The 24,875-nt window shown below is 68.8% G+C and carries 21 protein-coding genes and 7 pseudogenes; 15 read left to right on the forward strand and 13 right to left on the reverse strand.

What is annotated here, in order from left to right; genetic code table 11:
• Nucleotides 1-49: 49 nt before the first annotated feature.
• Nucleotides 50-1,396: a hypothetical protein gene (locus ACFY3N_RS17085; RefSeq protein ID WP_390817480.1), complete on the reverse strand. Its 1,347-nt coding sequence runs from the start codon at nucleotides 1,394-1,396 to the stop codon at nucleotides 50-52.
• Nucleotides 1,397-1,753: 357 nt separating this feature from the next.
• On the opposite strand from ACFY3N_RS17085, the pseudogene ACFY3N_RS17090 reads away from it, so the two are divergent.
• Together ACFY3N_RS17090 and ACFY3N_RS17095 are read left to right on the forward strand one after the other, a co-directional pair.
• A pseudogene (locus ACFY3N_RS17090) lies at nucleotides 1,754-2,397 on the forward strand (IS6 family transposase).
• Between the two features lie 118 nt (nucleotides 2,398-2,515).
• Nucleotides 2,516-3,243, forward strand: a pseudogene (locus ACFY3N_RS17095) (IS5 family transposase); the annotation flags it as partial.
• A gap of 69 nt (nucleotides 3,244-3,312) precedes the next feature.
• Here the strand turns inward: ACFY3N_RS17095 and ACFY3N_RS17100 are convergent.
• Entirely contained in the window at nucleotides 3,313-3,921 is a 609-nt protein-coding gene (locus tag ACFY3N_RS17100) for a hypothetical protein (RefSeq protein ID WP_390817481.1), read from the reverse strand.
• A gap of 553 nt (nucleotides 3,922-4,474) precedes the next feature.
• On the opposite strand from ACFY3N_RS17100, the gene ACFY3N_RS17105 reads away from it, so the two are divergent.
• Together ACFY3N_RS17105 and ACFY3N_RS17110 are read left to right on the forward strand one after the other, a co-directional pair.
• Nucleotides 4,475-5,116: an ISAs1 family transposase gene (locus tag ACFY3N_RS17105; RefSeq protein WP_390817482.1), complete on the forward strand. Its 642-nt coding sequence runs from the start codon at nucleotides 4,475-4,477 to the stop codon at nucleotides 5,114-5,116.
• 524 nt (nucleotides 5,117-5,640) lie between these two features.
• A complete protein-coding gene (locus ACFY3N_RS17110; protein ID WP_390817483.1) occupies nucleotides 5,641-6,171 on the forward strand; it encodes a hypothetical protein in 531 nt (176 codons plus the stop codon).
• An 87-nt stretch (nucleotides 6,172-6,258) separates the two neighbouring features.
• On the opposite strand, the gene ACFY3N_RS17115 is transcribed toward ACFY3N_RS17110, so the two are convergent.
• Both ACFY3N_RS17115 and ACFY3N_RS17120 read right to left on the reverse strand, forming a co-directional pair.
• The gene (locus ACFY3N_RS17115; protein WP_390817484.1) at nucleotides 6,259-6,507 is read right to left on the reverse strand and encodes a hypothetical protein; all 249 of its coding nucleotides are present in this window, start codon (nucleotides 6,505-6,507) and stop codon (nucleotides 6,259-6,261) included.
• Between the two features lie 1,020 nt (nucleotides 6,508-7,527).
• The gene (locus tag ACFY3N_RS17120; protein WP_390817485.1) at nucleotides 7,528-7,926 is read right to left on the reverse strand and encodes a hypothetical protein; all 399 of its coding nucleotides are present in this window, start codon (nucleotides 7,924-7,926) and stop codon (nucleotides 7,528-7,530) included.
• Between the two features lie 618 nt (nucleotides 7,927-8,544).
• On the opposite strand from ACFY3N_RS17120, the pseudogene ACFY3N_RS17125 reads away from it, so the two are divergent.
• A pseudogene (locus ACFY3N_RS17125) lies at nucleotides 8,545-8,782 on the forward strand (transposase family protein); the annotation flags it as partial.
• Nucleotides 8,783-8,998: 216 nt separating this feature from the next.
• Here the strand turns inward: ACFY3N_RS17125 and ACFY3N_RS17130 are convergent.
• A complete protein-coding gene (locus ACFY3N_RS17130; RefSeq protein ID WP_390817486.1) occupies nucleotides 8,999-9,481 on the reverse strand; it encodes a hypothetical protein in 483 nt (160 codons plus the stop codon).
• 36 nt (nucleotides 9,482-9,517) lie between these two features.
• Here ACFY3N_RS17130 and ACFY3N_RS17135 point away from each other — a divergent pair, with 36 nt between their 5' ends.
• Nucleotides 9,518-9,907 (forward strand): RRQRL motif-containing zinc-binding protein, encoded by a 390-nt coding sequence (locus tag ACFY3N_RS17135; RefSeq protein WP_390817487.1) that lies wholly within the window; start codon nucleotides 9,518-9,520, stop codon nucleotides 9,905-9,907.
• Between the two features lie 29 nt (nucleotides 9,908-9,936).
• On the opposite strand, the gene ACFY3N_RS17140 is transcribed toward ACFY3N_RS17135, so the two are convergent.
• Entirely contained in the window at nucleotides 9,937-10,560 is a 624-nt protein-coding gene (locus tag ACFY3N_RS17140; protein ID WP_390817488.1) for a DUF6000 family protein, read from the reverse strand.
• A gap of 255 nt (nucleotides 10,561-10,815) precedes the next feature.
• Between ACFY3N_RS17140 and ACFY3N_RS17145 the strand changes: the two genes are divergently transcribed.
• From ACFY3N_RS17145 to ACFY3N_RS17155, 3 genes are all read left to right on the forward strand, one after another.
• Entirely contained in the window at nucleotides 10,816-11,268 is a 453-nt protein-coding gene (locus ACFY3N_RS17145) for a DUF5959 family protein (RefSeq protein ID WP_390817489.1), read from the forward strand.
• A gap of 166 nt (nucleotides 11,269-11,434) precedes the next feature.
• Nucleotides 11,435-11,830 (forward strand): MerR family transcriptional regulator, encoded by a 396-nt coding sequence (locus ACFY3N_RS17150; protein ID WP_390817490.1) that lies wholly within the window; start codon nucleotides 11,435-11,437, stop codon nucleotides 11,828-11,830.
• A 106-nt stretch (nucleotides 11,831-11,936) separates the two neighbouring features.
• Nucleotides 11,937-12,860, forward strand: coding sequence for an NADP-dependent oxidoreductase (locus ACFY3N_RS17155; RefSeq protein WP_390817491.1), 924 nt, complete (start codon nucleotides 11,937-11,939; stop codon nucleotides 12,858-12,860).
• A gap of 108 nt (nucleotides 12,861-12,968) precedes the next feature.
• On the opposite strand, the pseudogene ACFY3N_RS17160 reads toward ACFY3N_RS17155, so the two are convergent.
• Nucleotides 12,969-13,278 (reverse strand): annotated as a pseudogene (locus tag ACFY3N_RS17160) (IS5/IS1182 family transposase); the annotation flags it as partial.
• A 145-nt stretch (nucleotides 13,279-13,423) separates the two neighbouring features.
• Here ACFY3N_RS17160 and ACFY3N_RS17165 point away from each other — a divergent pair.
• Nucleotides 13,424-13,810 (forward strand): transposase, encoded by a 387-nt coding sequence (locus ACFY3N_RS17165; RefSeq protein ID WP_390817492.1) that lies wholly within the window; start codon nucleotides 13,424-13,426, stop codon nucleotides 13,808-13,810.
• Between the two features lie 155 nt (nucleotides 13,811-13,965).
• Here ACFY3N_RS17165 and ACFY3N_RS17170 read toward each other — a convergent pair whose 3' ends face one another.
• Nucleotides 13,966-14,874 (reverse strand): LysR family transcriptional regulator, encoded by a 909-nt coding sequence (locus ACFY3N_RS17170; protein WP_390817493.1) that lies wholly within the window; start codon nucleotides 14,872-14,874, stop codon nucleotides 13,966-13,968.
• Nucleotides 14,875-14,996: 122 nt separating this feature from the next.
• Between ACFY3N_RS17170 and ACFY3N_RS17175 the strand changes: the two genes are divergently transcribed.
• The gene (locus ACFY3N_RS17175; protein ID WP_390817494.1) at nucleotides 14,997-15,878 is read left to right on the forward strand and encodes an NAD(P)H-binding protein; all 882 of its coding nucleotides are present in this window, start codon (nucleotides 14,997-14,999) and stop codon (nucleotides 15,876-15,878) included.
• Nucleotides 15,879-16,050: 172 nt separating this feature from the next.
• On the opposite strand, the gene ACFY3N_RS17180 is transcribed toward ACFY3N_RS17175, so the two are convergent.
• The 3 genes from ACFY3N_RS17180 to ACFY3N_RS17190 all read right to left on the reverse strand — a co-directional run bounded on the left by ACFY3N_RS17180 (nucleotide 16,051) and on the right by ACFY3N_RS17190 (nucleotide 18,283).
• A complete protein-coding gene (locus ACFY3N_RS17180; protein WP_390817495.1) occupies nucleotides 16,051-16,638 on the reverse strand; it encodes an SMI1/KNR4 family protein in 588 nt (195 codons plus the stop codon).
• Between the two features lie 49 nt (nucleotides 16,639-16,687).
• Entirely contained in the window at nucleotides 16,688-17,329 is a 642-nt protein-coding gene (locus ACFY3N_RS17185) for a transposase (RefSeq protein ID WP_390817496.1), read from the reverse strand.
• Nucleotides 17,330-17,572: 243 nt separating this feature from the next.
• A complete protein-coding gene (locus ACFY3N_RS17190) occupies nucleotides 17,573-18,283 on the reverse strand; it encodes an ISL3 family transposase (RefSeq protein ID WP_390817497.1) in 711 nt (236 codons plus the stop codon).
• Between the two features lie 268 nt (nucleotides 18,284-18,551).
• On the opposite strand from ACFY3N_RS17190, the gene ACFY3N_RS17195 reads away from it, so the two are divergent.
• The 4 genes and pseudogenes from ACFY3N_RS17195 to ACFY3N_RS17210 all read left to right on the forward strand — a co-directional run.
• Nucleotides 18,552-19,004, forward strand: coding sequence for an FAD-dependent oxidoreductase (locus tag ACFY3N_RS17195; RefSeq protein ID WP_390817498.1), 453 nt, complete (start codon nucleotides 18,552-18,554; stop codon nucleotides 19,002-19,004).
• Between the two features lie 51 nt (nucleotides 19,005-19,055).
• Nucleotides 19,056-20,225: an MFS transporter gene (locus tag ACFY3N_RS17200; protein ID WP_390817499.1), complete on the forward strand. Its 1,170-nt coding sequence runs from the start codon at nucleotides 19,056-19,058 to the stop codon at nucleotides 20,223-20,225.
• 447 nt (nucleotides 20,226-20,672) lie between these two features.
• Nucleotides 20,673-22,328, forward strand: a complete 1,656-nt coding sequence (locus ACFY3N_RS17205; RefSeq protein ID WP_390817500.1) for a multicopper oxidase family protein — start codon at nucleotides 20,673-20,675, stop codon at nucleotides 22,326-22,328.
• Nucleotides 22,329-22,604: 276 nt separating this feature from the next.
• Nucleotides 22,605-23,589: pseudogene (locus tag ACFY3N_RS17210) on the forward strand (IS630 family transposase); the annotation flags it as partial.
• 21 nt (nucleotides 23,590-23,610) lie between these two features.
• Here ACFY3N_RS17210 and ACFY3N_RS17215 read toward each other — a convergent pair.
• A pseudogene (locus ACFY3N_RS17215) lies at nucleotides 23,611-24,216 on the reverse strand (transposase); the annotation flags it as partial.
• Nucleotides 24,215-24,874: pseudogene (locus ACFY3N_RS17220) on the reverse strand (DEAD/DEAH box helicase family protein); the annotation flags it as partial. The pseudogenes ACFY3N_RS17220 and ACFY3N_RS17215, both read right to left, overlap by 2 nt.
• Nucleotide 24,875 lies beyond the last annotated feature (1 nt).

The raw sequence follows: 24,875 nt of genomic DNA on the forward strand, positions 1-24,875 counted from the left end.
GCGGTATACGGCTTGCGACGTGCGGCCTCGTGCAGCCGGGGCGGCCCGGTCAGTTCGTGCCGAGGACGTGGTCGGCACGGGAGTCGAGCTTCTGCAACAGGTCCTTGGAGCGGCTGGGGCCAGTGATGCCGTCGACCTGACGGGTCGCCTCGGTCTGGAAGGTCATTTGCACGAACCCGTGCACCGTACCCGCCGTCTCGACTGCCTTCCGCAACTTGGGACCACCCACCGTGCAGGCGCCCTGGACGGTGGCACCGGGCTTGGCCGTGGGCAGCCGGACGGTGCAAGAACCGATGTCCCTATAAAGGGGATCGCCGATCCGGTAGCCCTCTTCGTCTTTGTGCATGACGGCCGTGAGTTCGAGTGTGTATCGAGCGGTGACCGACTCATGCGGCATACGGTTCGTCAGGCTGACGGTCACGGTGGCGGTGTGGCACAGCACCCCGCACTCCTCGTCGACGGTGTCCGAGACCTCTTCTTCGGTCGGCTCGGCACTGATCGGCACGACGGACGGCAGGGAGCGGATCACCGAGCGCATGTCCGTGTAGGTACCGCGCGCGGTCGCCGCGTTCTCCGTGCGTACCGACAGTTTCGCCACAGTGTCGAACATGGACTCGTGGGGCTGACCGTCGCTGTCGTGCATGACGTCGAGTCCCGAGTAGCCGAGCAGCCGGTGCGGTGCAGCAGCCGTGACCCAGTAGACGCCGGACCTGGTGTTTGCATTTCCGACGACGGCGACAGGTGCCGCGTCGGCGGGCACCCCGGCCGGTCGCGGGAATCGCCGGGCAGCGGGGGAGGGGGCCGGCGGCGTGCTCTCCTTGGCCGCACCGGTGGCTTTGGCCGCGGACACCAGGGACGAGGCGAGCGGGGAAGGGGCGAGCCGGGCCGGCTTCAGCCCGAGCACTTCTCGGGTGTCGGCCGATCCACGGAGCTCGATCCAACGGCCGGCGTGCGCCTTGGGTTCCTCGACGCCCATCATCTGCAACATCACGCGATCGGCCTTGACGAACAGTGCCGCGCCCGCGAGCGACATGATCTGAACGTCATGACCATCGGCGGACAGGGTACCGAAGACGTCGCCGCTGCCCATGGCGCGCAGGTCGGCCGTGACTTCATTTGACGCGGGGGCGCCCGGCGAACCCGCCGGAAGCCAGCCGTCGTAGTGCCAAGACCCCTTCCAACGCAGGACCTTGGCCTGCTCGACCGCCGCGCCGACCTTCTTCAGGGATGACGTCGGCGGACGGTCCGAGCCTGCATCCGGTCCCTGCCCTGAACAGGAGAGCAGCAGGAGAGCACCGGCACATATGAGGGCCCCTGAGAGCCGGGGCGACCGTGCGCGATGCCCCTGGTCGCGGTGACGACGGTTGGTGGCGAGCTTGGCGCCGACAACGCACACGTGGCCGCTCCCTTTTTCCCCGGCCCTGTCCCACCTTCAACGCCTGCACCACTCGGAGGAGTTCGTGGAAGGTGAGGCAGTCTGCGGGCGGTCTTCACAGCACCGAATGACGGACGTCTGATCAGTAGAACGCCTTGAAGGGGGAAGGGTTACGCGGAAGGGTTTGGCCCGGGCCGACGACCTCCAGCCGGCGCAGGGTGGCGGTGACGTCCTCGTGGTCCTCAGTGAGGAACTGTGCGGCGAAGCCGACGACCGCGCGGGCGACGCCCTCCGCCGTGTCCGCACCGGCCCGCGCCCGGATCCGCAGCGGGCGTTGTCACGTTGGTTGACCGGCCTGGGACGATCTTCCGGTGGGTCATGCCGGCAGGGGGCGTCCGTGGACAGTCACTGTCGTACAAGGGGCACCGGTACCCGGTGGAGATCGTCTCCCACGAGACCGTCCGGCGCTGGTGGAAAAAGTCCGGGCAGGTTCACGCCAACGGCCTGCGCCGCAGGCGGCCCGGGGACGAACGGCGCCCGGACGAGGTCTTCGTGAAGATCAGCGGCGGGCTGAAGTACTTGGGGCGGGACGTCGACCAGGACGGCACCGTGCTCGACGTCCTCCTGCGGAGCCGGCGGGACAAGGCCGCCGCCGGGCGCTTCTTCCGCAGGCTGCTGAAGAGGACCGGTGCGGTGCCGCGGGTGGTCGTCACCGACAAGCTGCGTTCCTACGGCGCGGCCCACCGCGAGGTCGTGCTCTCCGTCGAGCACCGTTCCCACAAGGGCTGAACGACCGGGCGGAGCACCGTCACCAGCCCACCCGGCAGCGCGAACGCGCCATGAAAGGCTTCCGTAGCGTCGGCGGAGCCCAGCAGTTCCCGGTCGCTTTCAGCGGCATCTCAACCCACTTCAGGTCCCGCCGCCACCTGATGACCGCCACCGAATACCGCGCAGGGACGACCGTCCGCTTCACCATCCGGGATCAGCTCACCGGCGTCGTCGGCCCGCCCGCCGTGGGCTGAGTCCGGAGCCGGCACCCGGCCCCCGGCACACCGCCAGGCACTCGCGGACTCAACAGCGTGACGGTGCCGTCGCTTGTTGTACGCCGACCGCGGTCACGACCACGACGTGTATCGACGCCGCCCGCCCGAGCACGACCTGCGGCGGCATCATGGACGCCATCCTCTACGTCGACCGCACCGACATCCCCCGGCGGGTACCTGCCTGCCACACGACTTCGCCCCCTGGGAAACCGTCTACGGCTACTTCGCCGCCCGGTCGAGGGAAGGTGTCTTCGACCAGTTCAACGGTCTCCTGCGACGTCTGGCCCGGCAGGCCGAAGGCCGCGACGGCGAGCCGACCGCCTGCGTGCTGGACGCGCAGAACGTGAAGACCTCCAGCAATGTGCCGGCGGCCGGCCAGGGCATCGACGTCGGCAAGGAAATCGCAGGCCGCAAGCGCCATATCGGGGTGGACACCCTCGGCCTGCTCCTGGCCGTCCGGGGCACCGCGGCGAGCGTTTCCGACAACGCCGGCGGCATGCACCTGATGTCCCGCATCGCCGCCACCCACCCTCGCGTGACCAGAGCCCGGGCCGACACCGGCTACCGCACCAAAGCCATCGAACACGGCGCCCGCCTCGGCATCGACGTGGAAGTCGTCCGACGCGACCCCGCGACCAAAGGCTTCGAGGTGATCCCGCGACGCCGGGTGGTCGAACGGACCTCCGGCCGGCTCATGCGCCACCGCTGCCCCGCCCGCGACTGCGAAACCCACCCCCATCGCTCCGAAGCCGTGATCCACGTCGCCATGATCGACCTTATAACCGACGCCTCACCCGCGAATCCACCCCGGACTGGCGCGACACCCGAACCTCGAACCGGACAACCCTGCCGGGACGAAACGCTTTTCGGGCCGAGACGAGGGGTAACGCCGCCTCAGATGGTCGGGGTGTCGTCAACAATCGGCCTGTGAATCTCAACGACCGGCTTCCACCCCGCGGAGAACTCGATGAAGTCCGCACGGGTGGGGTAGGTGTCGATCGCGCGACGGTCACGCTTGGGGCTGTCGCTCGCCTTGCGCCCCCGGGGAATCTGCTCCTCGAAGATGTCGACCTTCACGTCGGGAACCTCCTTGAGGCCCTGGCGCCAGATCTGCACGACATCGGCGCCGAACGCCTGCCGGGCCGCAGCGTAAAGGGCCGTGAGGGCCCCCTTGTCCCCACCAGGGACGAAAAGTGCCAGGTCCAGCACGACGCCGGCGGACTGGAGGACCTCGATGGTCACCGAGCCGTTCTCGTCGGCCAAGTAGATTCCGGCTTCATTCTCGTCGTCGGGAAGGCAGGAGACCTCTTCCTGGAATACGGTTCTCGTCGTGATCGAGCCGCCCTCGAATTCCTCACCGGACTTGGTCAGAAAAGCAGGGACGTAGCAGTCGGGAAGTTTGAGTTCTGCCGTGTCGGCGGAAACGAAGACCCTGTCCTTCACGCCGAGCTTCGTCACCTCTTCCAGCGAGAGGCGGCGAGCGGTGATCTTCTCCGTGTTCACGATTTCCCTTTCAGGTTGCACTGTCCCTTCGAGTAAGGACGCTATCACGAAACCCTGAGGTCAACTGCCCAGTAGTCTTTGGGCAGATGGCCTCCGATGACCTGCATGGGAGGATATTGAAGCGAGTGCCACTCGGTCGGGAACACGCATCCGCCAGGTAGTGTCCCTTGTCATGGTGTTGGGGATCAACTGGCGGTTGCATTTCGGTGCGTTGGATAGCACGGAGGCACTAAAAGAGAGTTTGCGGTAGATATCGCCCATATCGCCTTCGGGGGGTGAGGTGAGGTGATCCATTCGTCGTGCATCGCGGAGAGCGCGGCGGAAACCAACCGGATGGTCCGACAACGCAACAACGAAGACCCCCACCGGCGACATCTGGATGGAGCGCGAACCGGAAGTTGCGTACTGCCGCGCCCTCTTCGGTCAGGACTTCGGTGCAGTCGGCCGGCGCCCGGTTGCTGACGTCTCGTCATGATGGGCGGGGTTCGGTACACAGCAGGCACGGAAGTCCGCGATCATGGAGTTCTCTACGCTCTGTGACCTTGGGCCGCCCGTGCCTGCCGACGCACCGCCGGCCCTGCTCGAACGGCTCGGCACGGCCGTCGACCCGCTGGTCCCGAAACGGTCCTGGCCCGCGGAATCCACGATCCGGCGGCTGTTCGCCAGAATCGATGCGGATGCCCTGGACCGGGCGGTCGGAGCCTGGCTCGCGGACCGGCAGACCAGGGGACAAGGGCTGCGAGGGCTCGCGGTCGACGGGAAGTCGCTGCGGGGTGCGGCCCGCGCGAAGGGACGGAGGATCCACCTCCTGGCCGCCTGCGACCACGTGAACGCACTGATCCTGGCCCAGATGGATGTCGGTGAGAAGACCAACGAGATCACCCGCTTCCGGCCTCTGCTCGACACCCTCGAGGATCTGGCCGGCACGGTCGTCACCAGCGACGCGATGCACACCCGGCACGACCACGCCGTCCACCTGCTCGACCGGCAGGCCCACTGCATCGTGATCGCCAAGCGCAACACGAAGAAGCTCCGTCGGCAGCTCAAGTTCCTTCCACCCGAAGTTGTTCCTCTGCATCGGCGACCCCGACAGCTGGACCTCTACCTCCTGGAACGCCGCGACCAGGCCGTACCTTCCGGATCTCGCCGGGGGTGGAGGTGTGCTCATGACGTGGCGGCTCCATGGGACGTCTGATGCCAGAGAGACAACGGAGGAGACGTGCGGGAGGCTCCCGGGCCAGGGCCCGGCGTCACCGGCGGGGTCGTACGCCGCGCAAGGGTCCTCACCCGTCTCCCCACGGCGGCGTTCGGCCCGGTGTGCAGTTCCTCCATCCGCGCCCTGGCCGATGGAGGGGAAGGTGTCTTGGTGCGGACGCAGAACCCGGCTAAGGGCAGGGAAGGCTCGGCCAGGCACCGGCGCAGCCCCGCCCGCGGATCGTCGCGGGTACGCGCCTGGCCGAGGTCTTCGCGGGCGGGCTCGTCGATGCCGCAGCACGGCCGCCACCTGCGGCTGCCGGTCCGGAAAGTCCGCCCGCGCAACCCGCCGAATCCGCGCCGACATCCGCTTCTCCCAACGGACTTACCCTCAGCCAGCGGCCTCTCGCCGGCCACAACCTGCCGGGCTCGATGCGGCGCGGTACGGGCGTGTTTGGCAAACCGCATGCTCAATCGCTGCCCACCGCATCCGCACTCCCCGAGGGGTTACGGCAGAATCCTGCCATGCACACTTACGAGGATCCCGCGACCTGGACGCCTGAACCGGCCCGGTCCCGCCGGCAGTTGGCTCTGCGCTTTGCGGCCACCCTGGTGTGCTTCCCGGCGCTGTGCGTGCTGTGGCTGGCAGCCGCGGCCGTGCTGTTCATCGTGGGACTGTTCGCTGACGCGATCGCGGCCGTGAGCAACCGCTTCGAACGCGGCTATCTGCGGTTCACGGATGACACGCTGGGCGGCATCGCCCGGCTGGGTTCCTGGTTCGTGACCTGGCCGGAGCTGCGCCACGAGGGAGACACCGAGTACTACCGGGCCCGGGTCGACCGACGCGTCGCCCACTGGACCACTCTGGCCTCGGCCCCGCGCGAGCCCAAGAAGACACGGCCACCCGTGGAGTGCGCCATCCCCCTTCGTGACTACCGGGGCGTGGGTGCCGGATACGTGGCCGAGGCCGCCTTGGGTCAGGGATGGGAACTGCGGCCGTCGGATGTCCGCAAGGAGGTACGTCTGTGGTGGGCGGCCGCCTCGCACGTTGACTGACACCGCATGATGCCGTCACGGCGTTCGCCGGATCGGCCTGGGCACAGTACCCAGGCCGATCCGGCACGCAACGGGACCGCACGGCCGTCAGCGGTGGCGTGGTGTCGAGGTGAGCAGTTTGGTGATCCGGTAGGCCTCTTGCAGGAGCGGGAAGACCTTGCGGTCGCCGCCGGGCGTGTCGGGGCGCCAGGCCACGGCCGTCGTCCGGTGGAGCCGCAAGAGCGGCGCCGGGTTCCAGGCGGATGGGCCGGCGAGCTCGCGCAGCAGCGGCAGGGCGCGTTCTATGGGGCAGGGGCGTTGTGGCGGTGATGCGGTCGAACTCCGCGCGGTAAGCATCAATCCGACTGTCCCGAGTCCGGCGGGCCTGCGCCTCGCACCGACTGCGCTCCTGCCGCCTTGCCTTCCTGCGCGCGTTCGCCGCCCGGCACGCCGCTGCCCCACCCGCCGGCGCGGTGCCGGCTGCCCGGCCGAGCGTGCCGGGCGGCTTCTCCTCACCCGCCACCGGCCCCACCGAGGCCGAGGGCCTGACCACGCCCGCACGACGGTCCCGCAGCGCGCCCGCCGCCGGCGCCCGCGCCAGGGACGCTGACTCTCGGGCCGCGCGGTGAGGCACACGGTCGGCTCTCCCCTCACCACAGAGGCACCACACCGCGGTGCGTCACCGAGTGGGCACGTTCGAAGGGACGCCGGCTGCGCATGTCTTGTCGGAGAGCTGCCGTACGGAAACGCGCGGGGCTCCGTGTGCGGGCGGGGGTATATGGAAGGCGCAACAGCACTCCACCATGGTCTCGTGAGGTCATGGCCAGATCCCGGAAGGACCCGGGGCGGCGGCCGCTTGCCGCGGAGGAAGACGAGCGCCGCGCACAGCGGTTCCAAAGGCCGCAGAACGGCGCCCCGAGACGTTGACGATCATCCTGCCCGGCCACGGACCCGGCATGCAGCCCTGACATGACAGCCCGCACGGGCGGTCACCGCGCGGCTGCGGACGGGCACCGGCACCGGCACCCGGCAGACGATCTCCCCGCCCCAGCGTGTCCGACCGCACCGACGCCAGAAGGGCACACGACGAAAAACGGGGAGCCGTCCCGAAAGGCGACTCCCCGAAGGTCTCGCCCCCGGCTTCTGGAAGCGACCGAAGAGACAAAACCTCCCTCATGAAATCACGCAACGCCCGGGCCCGGTCATCGCCTGCCCATCCCGCCCACCCCAGGGGAACGCTCAGGCAGCCACCGGCTTCATCTCCGCCACGCATGGCCGCCTGGCCAGCCCTCAAGCGTGACTGAGGGCAGCGCAGTCGGCCCGTTCTGCCAGGCAGGTGCTCAGCTTTGCCATGCCGCGCGGTGGCCTGGCTGACACTCAGGACGCAGCGGGGGCGTTCACCGGCATGGAGCTCTTGAAGCCGGTCAGCGTGAGCGTCGCTTCGATGTCGGGGTCGGACGCGAAGTGGATCTTCTGGCGTACGCGCACGACCCGGCCCTCGTCGTTGATCCATGCATCGGCGTCGATGGCGGTCGCGGGGCGCAAGTTGCGTCCGACGGTCCTGTCCACCGACTCGATGTCCTTCGGAGTGAGGCGGGCCGATACCCGCAAGGGCTCGCTCCCACGGTGCACGGACGCACCGTGACCGAGCATCAGCCGCACGTACTGCGGGAGCCGGTCCACGGGGATACCCCCTTTTGCCACCGACGCAGGGAACTCCTGCCACACCCCATGAGTCCCGCTGGCGCGCCGGTACACCTTCTGCCGGGTGATCACGACGTCCTCGGTGTACTCGTCGGTTATGTCTGTCGTGCGCCCTGTGAAAGGAGCGTTGAGGTTAACCCGCCCCTTCATGAGCCGGAGTCGTTCGGGCCCCGACTGCGTGACGGCTCTGAGCGCAGCCGAGTACGGGGCGTCGTCGGCTGCCGCCAGCCGATCGCGTACTGCCTGCGGGCCACTCTTCGGTAGTGCGGGTTGGTCCGAGGTGCATGCTGAGAGCGTCCCAGCATCAGGGCGCCGTCCGGTGATGAAACAAAGTGGATCCTCTGAGTACCGAGCTCGAGGAAGAAGCGCTCCCGGGCCGCAGGCGAATGGTGGACTCATCCTGTCGGGCCTCGAAGATGAGACAAAGCGCGGGGGAGTGGCGTGATCGAGAGTGCGTCAGACGGTTGCGGGGGATGCAGATCCTGTCGCTTCGCCTGTCTCACCGGCGCCCGCGCAGCCCGCCGACAAACGGCGCCGCCGCGGTGGTGGCCACCACCGCGTGTCTCAATGCCCCGCTCCCGGGTGTCGAACCGGTGCTGATCACCGAGCCGGAGCGCCGCCGTGTGCCACGATGCCGGCCCGGTCAGGCGGCCGCTTCGCGTAGGCGGCCAGGTCCGCAGCCAGTTCGTCGGCGCCTACATCAACACCGGCCTTATCGTCCCGCACCGCAAACGCCCCGGACGCCCGCTGTTGAAAGGCGAGGAAGAGGACAACGCGCAGCATCGCAAGGTCCGCGCCCGCGTCGAGCGCACCTCCTCCCGCGTGAAGAACTACAAGATCCTCCGCGACTGCCGGAAACGCGGCGATGGCCCCCCACCACACCGTCCAGGCCGTCGCCCGCATGCACAACCTCGCCCTCGCCACATGACCACCCACGCCCGAATACCACTCCGACCTGCGTGATCACGGCCTTCTGCAACACCCTTCAGGGCAGTAGGGAGAGCAAATGAACAGGTAGGGGCCCTCGTTCTGTCTGCAGGGCGTGCATGTCGACTTCTCCGATTTGCGGGCAGGTTCCGCAAGTTCGGCCAGCGATTTGCCAGGTTGTGCGGGATTCAGGAAGTCGCCGCCGCCCGGCACAGGCTCAAGAGGTGTCGGAAGAGATCCAGTCGTCGCTGTTTCGACGGCGGTCCAGTCCCACGGCCTCGAACTCGTCCTCGCCCAGGCTGCTCCTCACACCGAGCTGCCGAAGAGCCTGCGGGATCGGGCTGACTGCTCGCGAGAACCACTTCTTCGCCGGCGCATTCAGTGGCCCCACTGCGAGCGCCCCGTCACCCCGGACGGCGGCCCGTTGCTCGCCGACGCCACCGAAGTACCCGGTCTCGGCATAGGCGACGGGCCCTGCGGCGGACCACTGGGCGAGCAACCTATCGAAGCCTCCTGGCAGCCGCCGAAACCCCAGATCCCTCGCGATGCTGCCGTCCGTGCCGGCGTCGAAGACATCATCCGTTATCGGCATAAGCGACAGGCCCTGACGCAGCGGCGCCACCCGGGCGCCAGGAACGCCCCGTGACGCGGCACGCAGCAACTCGTCTCCCGCGATCACCGCCTGCACCTCGTAACCCATCGAGGCCCTCCCCCCCACCGATTTGGAGACCTCATCATGCCCCAGCCACCCCGAACGAACCCGCGTGCCTCATCACGCCATAACCCACCCTCCGCCAGCGCGTTCCCGACCAGGCGACCCTCAGATCCTGCGAATCCGCCGGCTTCGTCGTTCCGGTGGAAGCAGGCGCCGAAGGGACCCGCAACCCGCAGGCGACTGCGGGCCATGGGCTTACGGCCCGGCGGACACGACCCGGTCGCGCAGGTCATCTGCCGAGGCGGCAAGCGCGTCGCCTGCCTGTACCGCGTCGACCGGGCCAAGCCCATCCGGCCCATGACTCTCGACAAGGAGGCAGCCCTCGACAACGCGGTGGACTGGACGGACTTCGTCAAGCGCAACTGGACCGGCTACATCACGAGCTGTCGCAACGCCGGCTCAGACCTCTGATCCGTGGTCCCTGGCCAGGAATACAGCACTCAGAGAACATGGGGCTCGGCGCATTCGTCGACGAACGCGCAAAGCCGACGAATGAGACTCAAGGAGGAGGGGACGGGGTCCAGGTGAGCCTGCATGTGAGGCGCATCCTGGAGCCACTGCTGCCACAGACCGCCCGGGCCCAGGAAACGGTCGGCTTGATCACCTCCAAGATTCAGGTCGACGAACTGGAGAGCGCTCATGACGATGGCCTGGTCGTATCCGAGGTCAGGGCGACGGAGGTAGCGATCAAGGTAGGCAGCGAACAGATCAGCGTCGCGCGCCGTTCCGAAGCCGGCCAGGGTCACGCAATAGGCCAGCCCCACGCAGCAGACTTCGCTGGCCAGCAGGAGTTCCCCGAGACACTCACGGAACTCGGTCCGACGGGAGACGGCTACGAGCCAAGCCGCGGTTCTTCGTTCGCGCCAGCCGCCTTCAAGAAGCGTGGCGATTTCATCTGCGGTGATGAGTCCCGCGTCCTCACGGAGATCTTGCATGAATCGGTCGGACTCGGGACTCCGCATGCGCAGCAAGCCGCCACCGAGCTTCAGGTAGCGCCGCTCGGGCGTGACATAGCGGCGGACCAGGGCCAGTAGCTCGGCATCGTCCTCAGGATGGCGTATCACACGGTCGATCTTGCCTTGCCGGTGCGAAACGAGGCCAGGCCATTCCTTGTGATCCCCGTCCGAGGAAGGTGGCGACCCACGCGCCTCGCCAGATCCCGCGCTTGATGCTACGAGGCGACTGGGCACCGGAATGCGACGCCTCCGGAACAAGAACTCCTGACGGAATGAGGTGGTGGCAATCTGGTTGTGGCTGGGGCTCTGGTTTCACACCATGGGCCTTGGCGGTTGAAGGTGGACAGCGCAGAGGGATGCACGGTGGAACTGATCAGCCTCTCGGATGGTGACAACGGCTTCCGGGTGCGTGTGCCGGGGCGTCGGTCGCCGGGCGTGTTGCATCTTCACGACCAGCTCGACGCGGAGGTTCTGGTCACGAGCAGCTTCGTCAGTGGTCGTTTGGCCATGTCCCTGTTCCCTTCCGACCTGGAGGACTGGTCCCGGGCTCTGGATCTCCTTGCTGCGGGGCAGGACATCCGCTGGAGGGACGATGACCACAGTCCTGGGATCAGGATCCAGCCGCACAACGAAGAGCATGAGACTCCCGCAGTCCATGTGGAGGATCCGGGCAGTTCGTGCGTCTCCGTGTTCCTTCCCATGAACCTTGAAGGGGGTTGGATCGACGAGCAGCGGAGGCTGCTTGGGCGAGTGTTGAAGGAGTGGCCGAGCGAGGTCCTTCAGCCCTCGCCGGGTGTCCATGAGTGGCGGCGCTGAACTTCTGCCAGGTGCCGGCGTACCGAGAAAAGGGCTCAGGCGTGTACAGGCGAACGTGCTCAGTCGTGGGACCGGGGGGACAACCCTGCGGCCGTGGGGGTGTCCGTGAGCGTCCATGACTCGACGGCGGTCTGAACCTGGAGCACGCGGGCGTAGGCTCCCAGGGATGCGGATAGGTGAGTTGTCCAAGCGCACGGGCGTGAGTCCGCGCTCACTGCGGTACTACGAAGAGCAGGGCCTGCTGACCAGCTCACGCTCCGACGCGGGGCAGCGTCACTATTCCGATGCTGCGGTCCAGCGCGTGTCACTCATCCGACAGCTGTTCGATGCGGGTATGTCCAGCAGGGTGATCGCGACTGTGCTGCCGTGTGTGGACGTCCCGAGCGACCTGGACGTCGCCGAGGAGACGTTCGCGGCGATGATGCGCGAGCGCGACCGGATCGACGCCGACATCGCGCACCTGATCGAGACCCGGGACGCACTCGACGTGCTGATCAGGGCCAACAGCCGACACCGGGCGGAGCTGTCCACGGCCCCGGAACCGGTGGCGCGGTCGGCCTGATGCTGTGATCTGCATCTCAGCCGGTTGCCCCTCACATCAATGTCAGAGGTGAGGATGGCGACAACGCCCGGAATCACCGGGTCGGTCGTACGAGAGGCGGCGGAAGATGGGGCAGGCATGGGGTTTCGGCAGGTATGGCGGGCCCGAGGTGCAGGAGTTCTTCGATCGTCCCGACCCTGTCCCCGGTCGCGGCGAGGTGCTGATCCGGGTCGACGTCGCCGGCGTGAATCCCCTCGACCACCTTCTGCGCTCGGGTCTGGTCGACGGGCTCGACGGCGGGCGTCCGTTTCCCCGCGTACTGGGCATGGAGGCAGCCGGAACCGTTCTCGCCCGGGGCGAGGACGTCAACGGGCTCGAGGTGGGTGACGCGGTCTTCGGCTTCGCACTCACCGGTGGCGGCACCTACGCCGAGACGACGGTGCTGTCCGCGCCGAACACCGCGCGCATCCCGGAGGGTCTGTCCGCGACCGTGGCGGCAACGCTGCCAGTAGCCGGGACGACCGCGGTGGACGCGCTCGACCAGCTCAACCTCCCGGCCGGTGCCACGGTCCTGGTCAACGGAGTCGGGGGCGGGGTCGGCCTCGCCGTCGCCCGGCTGGCCATCGGGCGCGAGCTGCGTGTGATCGGCACCGGGAGTACCGCCAAACGCGAGCACGCCGAGGCCATCGGGGTGCGGTTCATCGACTACACCGCCGAGGACGTCGCCGCCGCGGCACGCGGGCTGGTTCCGGACGGCTTCGACGGGATCGTCGACCTGGCCGGAGGCGCCTCGCTGCGGACGGTCGCTCCGCTGGCCCAGGATCCCCGCAACGTCATCGCTGTGGGTGATATGTCTGTGCCCGATCTCGGTGGGCGTTTCGTCGAGCGTCGCGTCGACCGCGAGAACCTGGAGCGGTCGGCCCGGCTGGCCCTCGACGGACTCCTCGCACCCGTCATCACCGCGGTCCATCCGCTCTCCGACGCCCCGGCCGCCCTCGCCACCGTCGAGAACGGTCACACCTCGGGCAAGGTTGTCATCAAGGTGGCATGAGAAGTGCCCGGCCGTCCGACACTGTCGACGGTCCACTGCGGACTGACGAGAACCCGTGGTCAGCGCATCATCAACCGAGCACGTTCACCTGTACGGGGCTGAGCACGTTCAGGCGTACGCCGACACCAGGCGCCGCCGGCAGATGAGTGCGCATCCCGGGGTGAGGAAGGCTTCGTGGATGTCATCGCGGATCTCCCAGCGGATCCGCAGGCTGCGGAACCAGCGCAGGTGGGCGAAGGCACGTTCTGCGAACCAGCGTTGGGTGCCGGGTCCGGAGCCGTGCTCGGTGCCCCGACGGGCGATCAGCGGCTTCACGCCGAGATCCCAGACCAGGCGACGGTACTTGTCTTGGTCATAGCCGCTCGGCCAGCACCACGTCCGGGCGGCGCCGGGGCCGGCCGCGCTTGCCTCGCACCGGCGGCGCGGCCTTCCTCGACGGCCGAAACGGCCTCGTCGCACGCCTGGCCAGGCAACTGCTGGCCCGCTGCCAAGAGCTCACCGAGACCGTCCGGGCCCTGGAAGCTGAGATCACCACCCTCGTCCACCACCTGGCCCCGGCTCTCTTGGAGATTCCCGGCTGCGGAGCTCTCACCGCAGCAAAGATTCTCGGGGAGACCGCCGGGATCACACGCTTCAAGTCCAAGAGCGCCTACGCACGACACAACGGGACCGCGCCTCTGCCCGTGTGGTCCGGCAACCGCGAACGTCACCGCCTCAGCCGTATGGGAAACCGCCAGCTCAACGTCGCACTACACCGGATCGCGATCACGCAAGCCCACTACCACCCCGAAGCGCGGGACTACCTACAGCGCCGCCGTCAGGCCGGCGACACCAGTACCGAATCAGTCCGCGCCCTCAAACGCAGGCTTTCCGACGTCGTCCACCGGGCCTTGCGCCGCGACGCTCGCCCTGTCGAGGAGCCACAGACCCACCTCGCAGCAGCTGCTTGACATAGGAGCAAGCGGACGTGACCGGCAGTGCTCAGACGGTGAAAGGAATCGAGCAGGGCTGGCGCTGAACGCGGTTGGCACTGATGAAGGGCTGTCGGTACGGGGCAGCTGGTGGGCCGGTCCAGGCGGTGGGGTCAGGCCGGGGCGGGTGTAGTTCAGGGGGCCGTGTTCTGCCTGAGGGATCTGGCTTGTGCCCGCTGGACGGCTGCGACGCTGCAGGCGGCGCGCACGAAGGCGGCGACGGCCGGGGAACGGGCGTCCTGGGGCCAGGCGATGGCCAGGGTGGAGTCCGGGAGGTCGTTGACCGGGCGGTAGACGATGCCGGGGCGCGGGTATCGCCGGGCTACCGAGAGGGGCGCGAAGAACACGACGCTACCCGTCTCGACGAGGCTGAAGATCTCTGACAGGTTCGAGGCCGGCTTGGACTCTCCGGAGCCAGGGGTGTGCTCGACAGCCCGGCCGTGGCTTGCGGGGGAGCCGCCGGGGAGCTTCCGGCCGGCCAAGTCGTCCAGGCACAGCCGGGTCCGGGCGGCCAGCGGGTCGGTGGCGGCAAGAGCGACCAGGACCGGCTCGGTCAGCAGCGGCTCGCTGTCCAGGCCGCGTTCGTCGAAGGGGGACAGGACGAGTCCCACGTCGGCGAGGCCGTCGCGCAGTGCCTGTGGCTGCTCGCCGAAGCCCCCGAGGACCAGTTCCGATGGCAGGGACGCGTCGTCGGCGCCGTAGGCGTCCAGGATCTGCGGCAGCAGGCCGCCGTCGATGTCGGCCTTGAGCGCGATCCGCAGTCGCGGCGATGCGCTGCCTGCCCGTTTTGCCCGGTGGGCGGCCGCGGTGACCGCCTCCAGCGCGGTCCGGGCGTCGCGCAGCAGGACTTCCCCGGCCGCGGTGAGCTTCACCTGCCGGGTGGTCCGCTCGAACAGCGTCACGCCGAGCTGCCGTTCAAGCTCCCGGATCGTACGGGACAGCGGGGGCTGCGCCATGCCCAGCCGGTCGGCGGCACGTCCGAAGTGCAGCTCCTCCGCGACCGCGACGAAGTAGCGGAGCTGCCGCACCTCCAGATCACTCATACCTCCAAGGTATCAATGGCGACCAGGGCGGTCCTTCACCTGCGTCGTCGCGCCAGGTTGACTCGGAAACCGGCAACGCCCCCTGAGGTTCCGCTGCCGACCGTTTCTCACGGAGGTAAATCATGATCGTCATCACCACCCCCACCGGCGACATCGGCCGACAGGTCGTGGACCGTCTCCTGGACGCCGGGGAAGCGGTCCGCGTGATCGCCCGCGACCCCTCCCGACTGCCGATGCACGTGCGCGCCCGCGCCGAGGTGGCGCAGGGCTCCCATGGCGACGCCGACACGATCGCAAAAGCGATTGAGGGCGCCGACCGGATGTTCTGGCTCGTGCCACCGGCCGGATTCCGCACCACCCACAGGGCCAAGGAGTACTACCTGGAGTTCACCCGGTCCGCAGCCCAAGAGGCCGCGAACCGCGGCATCCGGGTGGTGGGCGTCACCACCCTGGGCCACGGATACCAGGGCGAGGCCGGACTCCTGTCGGCCGCACTGGCCATGGACGAACTGATCAAGGACACCGGCGTGCACTACCGGGCGCTGGCCCTTCCGTTCTTCATGGAGAACCTGCTCCGCCAGGCCCCGGTGATGACAGAGCAGGGGACGTTCGTCATGGCAAACGAGGCAGGCCGGCCGCTGCCGACCGTCGCCACCCGAGACGTCGCCGCCGCCGCGACAGAACTCCTCCTCGACACCTCCTGGAGCGGGCAGGCCCGCGTCCCCTTGGCCGGCCCCGACGACCTGACCCCCAACGCCATGGCCGAGGTCATCTCCGACATCCTGGGCCGCACCGTCCGCTACCGCCAGGTCCCACTGGCCGACTTCCTGGACGCGATGGTGCAGCGCGGCATGAGCCCGGTGCTGGCGCAGGACATGGCGGACATGGTCGAGGCGCAGAACAACGGGATCTACGACGCCGAACCCCGCGACCCGCGCTCCACCACCGCCACCGGGTTCCGCCAGTGGTGCCAGGACAGCCTCAAGCCGGCCGCCCAGTCCTGACAGCACCGGCCCATGTTCCGCGTGATGCTCGACGCTTCGGACAGTGGGCCCGTTGTCCGGTGAACCCACAGCCATCCCTCACACCGCTCGGACATCAGAGGGCCGGGTGCCGTCCGGAGTGGGGAACAGCTGCTGTCGTATCTCGGGTTCCGGCTCAGGTTTTGTGGAGCGGTCACGGCGAGTGAGCGAGCCGCTGCCGAATCGGATGCGCTCGGAGCTGGGGTGAGGTGAGCTCCAGAGCCCGGTTGTCCTGTCCGGCAGCCATGTGGTCGAGCCATCGTTCGTACCAGGCGAGAAAGTCCGGGGCTGAGGAGACGTTGGGGCCCCAGAAGCCGTCTGCGTTGCCGATGAGCATGCGCCCGGTGAGAGGGCCGGTTATGCCTATGAGGACGAGATCGCTGCAGCCGCGTTCGATGACGTGCAGGAACAGGTCACCACGGCGGGTGGGGCGACAGGCCCGGCTGAATCCTCTTGAGCCCGTGCTGGCGTCTCTGGAGTTCATCGTGAAGAGCGTGCAGTCCTCCAACGGGATCAGTCCGTAGTACGGAGACGCACCACTGCCGCCCATGTTGGTGAGGAAGTCTCGGTAGGGCTGCGGGAGTTCCACGTCATGCTCGGCCTGAAAGGCATCTGCCCGACCTTTGGTGAGGCGGGAGCCGAGACGAAATTCGTGCCGCTCCTCCCCAAAGGAGTGGCTTCGGTTGGGCGCGTAGGGGATGCGTGCCAGCTTGCGTCGCAACCGCGGGAGGCGGGAGTCCATGCGAGCTCTTCTCTCGTGTCGCCCGCAATCTATCGCACGGCACCGGAGCTCATCCTGCGAGCAGGACTCGCTTCCTCAGCAGCTGGAAGCCGGCCCGGTCGAACATCTGGCGCTTGAGCATCTTGATCCGGTTGACGTGCCCTTCGACGACGCCAGGACTCCACGGCAAAGTGAGGCCGGCGATGACGGCGTCGCGGTCGATGCCCGCGGCGAGGGTGTGGAGGCTGGGCAGGTCGTCCTGCCGGACGGCGTCGAGCCACTCGGGCAGGCGCTCGCCCTGGCGCTCGGTGAGCATGGGCGCGAAGGAGCGGACGTGCCCGGTGAGGGCGTCGAGTTCGGAGCAGTGCGTCCGGACAGCCTTGAGCTGGAGTTGCTCGGTCTCGGTGAGGGTGTCCGGACGGCGGAGGATCCACCCGGCGACGGTCCGGGGCGAGGGCGGCCGGGCGGTCACCGGCTGCGGTGAGGTGCGCTTGTCGTGCAGGTAGGCGCGAACGCGCTGGTAGCTGCCCTTGTAGCCGAGTGGCACGATCTCCTCCCACGGCTCCCAGGTGTTGGTGCAGCCCTCGCTCCAGCGGTCGTCCAGGTAGGGCTTGCAGTCGTCGAGGACGGAGGGCCGGTTCTGCCACTGACCGGTGAACAGCTCTTCAGGCGTCGCGGTGTCGGCGAACTGTTTGACGGTGCGGTAGGTCATCCTGAGCTGCCGCTGGACCGAGCGCCGGCGGTGTCCCGCCGTCCGCAGTGCGTGGGCGGCGGCATGCCGGACCCGGGGCCGGTCGGCGAATCGGTGCCCGCGCGGCCAAGGGGAACCGGACGAGTCCGCGGCCTGAACAACCTTGGGTCCGGATTCGGGGACCGTGGGGACCAGAGCGCGGAGGCAGCGACGGTGCTGGGCGACGCTCCGCTCGGTGGCCTCGCTGAGGTTGTGCCAGAGATGTCACCGGTCCGCGACCTGGACGGCCTGCGGCGCACCGGCGGTGACGCCCTCGGCGAAGAACGGCGCCCGGTCCCTGCGCACGACCTCGATGCCGGGCCGGTCGGCGAGCCAGGCCGCCAGGCTCGATGCCTCCCGGTCGGGCAGCAGGTCGACAGGGCGGCGGGTTTCGACGTCGACGAGAACGGTGCCGTAGGGGCGGCCCTTGCGGGTGGCGTACTCGTCAACGCCGACCATACGCGGGGCGGGCACTTCCGGCTCGGGAAGGGCGTCGACCAGGCGCAGGACGGTGTTCCGGCTGACGCAGACCCCGAGCGCGGAGCTCAGGCGGGCGTCGGCACGGCCCGCCAGGGCGAGACCGACCGCGGCCGGCGTCGCGCGCAGCCGCTCGGTCCGCTGACCGTGCCGACGAGTCAGACCGGGTAGCTGCTCGACGAAGGTGCGGCGGGTGCACCCCGAGTTCCCGCAAGCGAACCGGCGGACCCTCAGCTGAAGAACGACGCTTCGTCCGGCGCTGGGCACATCAGCGGGAAACCGCAGGTAGGAACCATGAACCCGATTCGACCAGACCCCGCACGCCGGGCAAGTGGCACCGTTCGCAGTGCATTCCGCGTCGACCCGCACTATCGCGATGCTCACCTCCACCGACAGCACCGCAACGTCCGCGATCGACGGGAACAACAGCTCCTTCAACCGGAGCACGATCTCTTCCACGGCCCCGAACTGTCATCCCAACCGCCTTGACCGCGGCTCATTTTCGGGCGACCTCATCTACTGCCCGGAGAAGCTCAGCCGTCACTCAGCGTGGCCGCGTCACAGAAGTTGAGCCGGAACCAGAACTCGTGAACATGTGGATCACCGGCCAGTCGTCGCATGCCTTCCGAAGCGCTGCTCACTTTCGCGAACAGAGCCAGGCGCCTTTGCGGGGCCCTCCAGCTTCTGCTCCCCACACCCCTGGGGATGGTCCCGGTTCGCCGCCCCGATGTGGGCCAGCACTGGGAAGAGCACGGGACGTGGCTACGTCCGCCGATCCTGGTCGCCCGGTGTCGGCGAGCCCGCCGCGCTCTTCGGTTTCGCGCACGCCCACACCGTCCGCCCCGGCTTCCGGCAGGCCGTCACTGCCCAGCTCGTCCGGCTCTTCGGTCCGGCCGCAGGCTTCCTCGCGGCCCTGCACGTACGGGACTGGAGCACCGAGCGGTGGACCGCCCCCTCCACCGTGCAGCGCCTCGCCGACTACTCGCTCTTCGGCCACCGCCCCTACCAGCAGCCATCGCTCAACGGACGGCTGCACTGGGCCTCGACCGAGACGGCCACCGACCACGCCGGACACATCGAAGGCGCCCTCGCCGCCGGCGAACGCGCGGCCCGAGCCGTCCTCGCGGCGCCCGCCGGCGCGAACGACGTCGCCCTCGGCCTCACCGCCACCAGCAGGTAGCCCCACCGACCCGACGCCCGCAGCGGCTGCGGCAAGGCGCGCACGGATTCCGTGCGACTCACCGCATCAAGCTCCGTCCTGCCCGGCGCCCTGTTCACCGCCGGTTCCGCCCTCACCGCCGTCGCCGTCGGCCGCATCTCCCAGGCCCGAGGCCGCCGTCCCGGCCTCGCCATCGGCTACCTCACCGGCGCCGTCGGTTCGGCCGGCGTCATCATCGCCGCCGTCGTGGACAACCCGGCCCTGCTGTTCACCGCCCTGCTCGTCTACGGCGCCGGCACCGCCACCAACCTCCAAGCCCGCTACGCCGGAGCCGACCTCGCACCGGTCGGCCACCGCGCCCGCGCGGTCTCCACCGTCCTGGTCGCCACCACCCTCGGCGGCGTCGCCGGCCCCAACCTCGCCGCCCCCGCAGGCACCCTCGCCGAACACCTCGGCATCCCCCACCTCGCCGGACTCTTCGTCATCTCCGGAACCGCCTACGCGCTGGCCGCGCTCGTCCTCACCCTCTGGCTCCGCCCCGACCCGCTGCTCCTGGCCCGCGCCGTCGCCCAGGCCGAGGAAGCCGACGCCGCAGCCAACCCGGCCGCCACCGAAGCCGCCGACACAGGCGAGGGACGCGGCGGCGTGGTCCTCGGCGCGCTGGTCATGGTCCTCACCCGGCTCGTCATGGTCGTGATCATGACGATGACGCCGGTCCACATGCACGACCACGGCCACTCCACTGCCGCCTCCGGCCTCGTCATCGGCATCCACATCGGAGCCATGTACCTGCCCTCCCCGCTCACCGGCTGGCTCGTCGACCGCTACGGCCGCATGAAGATTGCCGCCGCCTCCGCTATCACCCTGCTGGCCTCCGGCGGTCTCGCCGCGCTCGCCCCCGGCGACTCGATCGCGCTCCTCGCGCTCGCACTCGCCCTGCTGGGGCTGGGCTGGAACTTCGGCCTCGTCTCGGGCACCGCGATCATCACCTCGACGAACACCAGCCGGTACTTGATGCCCGCGCCCACAGCCTGCTTCCGTGGCCTGGACGCGAGCCCGGCCTGGTGCCGTTCATGCCACAACGGGCCCAGCTCAGCGACGAGTTCAGCGATCACGTCGGCCGACAGGCCGGTGATCCTCCGGTCGCCGATGATCGCTGCACGAGACGCGTCCCCACCACACGACCATGATCGACGATCAGGAGCCCGACGCCTCACCGCCTACCGTGCACGAGCTCGTTAGCGGGCACCCTCAAGGCGACGACGTGCGCGCACGGTGCTGCCGCCGTATTCCGGCCGGGCCTGCCGCCCTGGGCCTTGGGGCGGGCTGATCGCATGATCGTGTCGATGCTGCCCATATATCCCGAATTTATACCTGGCGGGGGTAGTGTGCTCACATGGTGACTGACCCGAGGGCCGGATGCGGGCGCGGCCTGCGCGGACGGCAGGTGCCGTCCGCTGCCCTGCCGCTCGGGATATCCGCACGGCCGCACTGAGCTGCGCTCCGGACACCGGCGAGGGACGCTCGCCGATCTCCGCAACAGTCGGTTCCGCCGCCCACCGGATGTGCTCACCGCCCCGTCGGTGCCTCGTGAGGAAGAGCGCCTCCGGCCGTCTCGTCCTGTCCGGGCGGTGGTGACAGACCCACACCTTCACCTGCCTTCTCCCGACCAGCGAGGTACACCCAGTCATGCGCACGGACCGCACCAATCAGACCTCCCCCACACGTCGCGCCGTACTCGGCGCCGGTATCGCGGCCGCGGGTTCCGGGCTGCTCGCCGCCTGCTCCCCTGCCGGCTCGCGCGACGGCGGCCACCCGGGCGCGCCCGCGCCCGCCGGATCCGCTCCGAACGGCAGAGAGGTCGGCGGGGCACATCCGGCCCCCGCCGAACCGCTCCGTAAGCACACGCTGAGGGCCACCCCGTCGCCGGTCGAGTTGGGCGCCGGACGTACCTTCAGGTCGTGGACGTACGAGGGGTTGCTGCCGGGCCGGGAGGTGCGGGTCACCGCAGGTGACACTGTGGCGTTGACGCTGGCCAACCACCTGCCGGAGGCGACGACCGTGCACTGGCACGGTATTGCGCTGCGCAACGACATGGACGGTGTGCCCGGTGTGACGCAGCGGCCGGTCGAACCCGGTGAGACGTTCGACTACCGCTTCACCGCGACGCATCCCGGCACCTACTGGTTCCACCCTCACATGGGGATGCAGGTTGACCGTGGCCTGTACGCGCCACTCATCGTCGACGACCCGAAGGAGCCACTCGGGTACGACCACGAGTGGATTGTCGTGCTGGACGACTGGATCGACGGAGTGGGCGGCTCCACCCCAGACGATGTTCTCTACCAGCTCCGTAAGGGCAAGCCCCCGGTGGGGCACGGCAACAGGCCGGAGGGACCCGTGGGGGCCGGTGGCGGGGCTTTGGCGGACGCTGAGTCCGGGGGAGCGGACGACGGGAAGGGCTCCGGACGGGCACCCTCGCCGTCGCCGTACCGGCGGAAAGGGCCGAAGCGACTGATGGCGGGAGCCACCAGCAAGCTGCTCGGCGGTCACACGGGACACATCGCCTACCCCTACTACCTGATCAACGGGCGCACAGCGGACGACCCCACGCAGTTCACGGCCAAGCCCGGCGACCGGATCAGGCTGCGCATCATCAACGCCGGCGGGGAGTCGGCCTTCCGGGTGGCGCTCGGCGGACACCGGATGACCATCACCCACAGCGACGGCTTTCCCGTGCAGCCGTATAAGACGGACGCGCTGGTCATCGGTATGGCCGAGCGGTACGACGTGCTGATCACCGCGCAGTCGGGTGTCTTCCCGCTTGTCGCGCTCGCCGAGGGGAAGGGGGGTCGGGCCATGGCCGTCCTGCGTACGGGCGCCGGAGCGGTCCCCAAGCCGTCCGCGCACCCTGCGGAGCTGGACCGTGAGGTGCTGGTGTCCGCCCGTCGGCTCGGGCCGGACGAGTCGGTGGCGATGCCCCGCCGCAGGTACGACCGGCTGGTCCGGGTCAAGCTGACCGGTGGCATGAAGGAGTACGACTGGGGAATCGACCACGAGCCCTACAACCCGGACACGCTCCACAAGGTCGAACGGGGCGAGCGCGTGCGGCTGGTGGTCATCAACGCCACCCACATGTGGCATCCCGTGCATCTGCACGGCCACACGTTCTCCCTCGCCGGCGTGGACTCGAACGGTGCCCGCAAGGACACGTCGATCGTGCTGCCGCACAACAAGCTGGTGGCGGACTTCGACGCGGACAACCCCGGACTGTGGATGCTGCACTGCCACAACATCTACCACTCGGAGTCCGGGATGATGACGACCCTTGCATACCAGGGGTAAGGCGTCCCTACTCGAGCGGCGAGGTGATGTCCGCAGCCCGGTCACGCTGCCGACGACCGCGGCCCGTCCGGCGGCGCGGGGTTCTTGGGCACTCCCGCCGGGAAATGACCGGATGGACATCGCCGCATCCTGCTAGTGCCACATCGGAGAACCTTTGCCCTGTGATGATGTGACGCGCCGTTCGGATGTTGGTCCGGACGGCGCGGTGTTCGCCAGGCTGTCTGGGCGGTAGAACGAGTATGCGTCCGCGAGGTCGATGACGACGAGGGACAGCGCCTGCTGCGGATCATCCGCCGGGGCACCGGGGCGGTGGTGACCTGGCGGTGCGCCCAGATGGTGTTGCTGTCCGCGCAGGGCATGCTCATGGCGAAGATCGCCGAGGGGACGTTCACCAGCGAGGACCGGGTCCGGGACGTGATCCGCAACTTCAACGCGAACAGCTTCGAGGCGCTCTCCCCGGAGTGCGAGGGCGGTCGGCGCAAGGTGTTCACCCGGCCCGAGCGGCGCGAGAACAAGAAGATCGCCAAGGCCAAGCCGGCCGAGCACGGCCTGCCGTTCTCGACCTGGAGCCTGGCCGAGCCGGCCGACTTTCTGGTCGCCGAGGGGATGGCCGACGACATCAGCCACGAGGGCCTTCGGGTCCTGCTCCGCGAGGAGGGCGTCTCCTTTCAACGCACAAAGACCTGGAAGACCTCCCACGACCTCGACCACGCCGCCAAGAAGCCCGCGTCGGGCACCTCTATGCCATCGCCGACGGTGAGGTCGTACCCGAGGAGGACGAGCCCGAAGTCATTTTCTGCCTGGACGAGTTCGGTCCGCTCAACCTCCAGCCACACCCCGGCGGGCAGTGGGCCGAGCGCGGCGGCAAGCATACGGACCCCGAACGGGAAGCGAGACCCCGGAGACGGGCGACCTGCACCCGCCCGCACGGGGTCCGGCACCTGTTCGCCGCCTACGACCTGGCCAAGGACAAGCTCTACGGGCACATCAAGCCGAAGAAGAACCGGACGAGGTTCCTGGAGTTCTGCCGCTACCTGCGCAGCCCCTACCCGCCCAAGACCCGTATCACGATCGTGCTCGACAACTTCTCGCCGCACCTGACCACGAGGTAGGAAAACCGGGTCAGCGACTGGGCCGCGGCCAGCAACGTCGGGTCCGCCTGCACGCCGACAGTTCCTGGCTCAACCGCATCGAGGCCCAGTTCACCGCCCTGCGCCACTTCACGCTGGACGGCACCGACCATGCCGGCCACAAGAAGCAGGCGGTGCCTCTATGTCCTTCGTCAAGCGAGTCGAGGGTTCCTCGGTTCGTAGAAGGTTCCGTCGCGGAGCATGGCGAACAGGACGCCGATGCGGTGGCGGGCGAGACGGAGGAGGGCCTGGGTGTGGGTTTTGCCGCGGGCTCGGCAGCGGTCGTAGTAGGTACGGGAGGCGGGATCGTGGAGGGCTGCGAACGCGGAGAGGAACATCGCTCGTTTCAGCTGCCGGTTGCCGCCTCTGGGGGCGTGCTCGCCGTGGATCGACGTGCCGGACTGGCGGGTTGCCGGGGCAAGGCCGGCGTAGGAGGCCAGGTGGGCGGCGGTGGGAAAGCTGCTGCCGTCGCCGACGGTGGCCAGGAGGACTGCGGCGGTCCTGACACCGATGCCGGGCATCGAGGTCAGGACCTGGGAAAGAGGGTGGGCCTCCAGCAGTGCCTCGATCCGCGTTTCCAGGGCCCGGCGTTGTTCGTGAACGGCGGCCAGCGACTTCGCCGGCGATGGGACGATCACGTCGAGGGTGCCGGTGCCCGGGACGACGACGGTCTGCTCGTCGAGTGCGGTGAAGATGTCGTCGACCAGCCGCTCGGCCATGCGCGACGCCCGGGGCCGGACGACCTCGACCAGCTTGCGCGCCCTTCTGGGGCCGGGGCGCCCCCAGGATGCGCGGGGTCGCGGTCAGGCAGAGCCGGAAGTGCGCCGGGATGCGGGCGTTGTCGTGGATCGCCGCCCACGGACGGCCAAGATCACCAGCGGTGCCGTGCGCTTCATCCATGATGGCGAGGTCGCAGCCCGCCATGCGCCGGCCGTACAGCCGTTCTCCGCCGGCCAGAGCGGCCTCCAGCGGCCCGCGAACCTTGCGCTGGCCCTTCGGAGCGTCGATGTCCTCGCGGTCCACGAGAGAGGCGTACGTGGCGAACACGATCACCGGCCCGTGCCCGGCCCACAGGGCGAGCTGGATCGGGTTGGTGGTGGTGCGCACCCTCAGCTCGTTGAGAACCGGGTCGTTCTCCAGCGAACACACCGCCACCATGGGGGAGCGGTGACTCACCGCCCGCCACGCCTGGGTGGTCTGCACGAGCAGGTCCAGGGTCGGCACGGTCGCGAGGATCCGGCCCTCGGGGAAGCACTCCAGCGCACACGCAGCAGCCGTGATCGTCTTACCGGACCCGGTCACTGACACGATCGTGCCACGGCCACCCTGAGGCGGCACAGACGACCTTGCAGGGAATCCGACCCACTTCCGGAAAATCGGCTTCTGGTCTACCTGGTGCTCCTCGAGCTGAATCACG

The sequence above is a fragment of the Streptomyces sp. NPDC000348 genome (assembly GCF_042898795.1).
GTDB lineage: Bacteria > Actinomycetota > Actinomycetes > Streptomycetales > Streptomycetaceae > Streptomyces.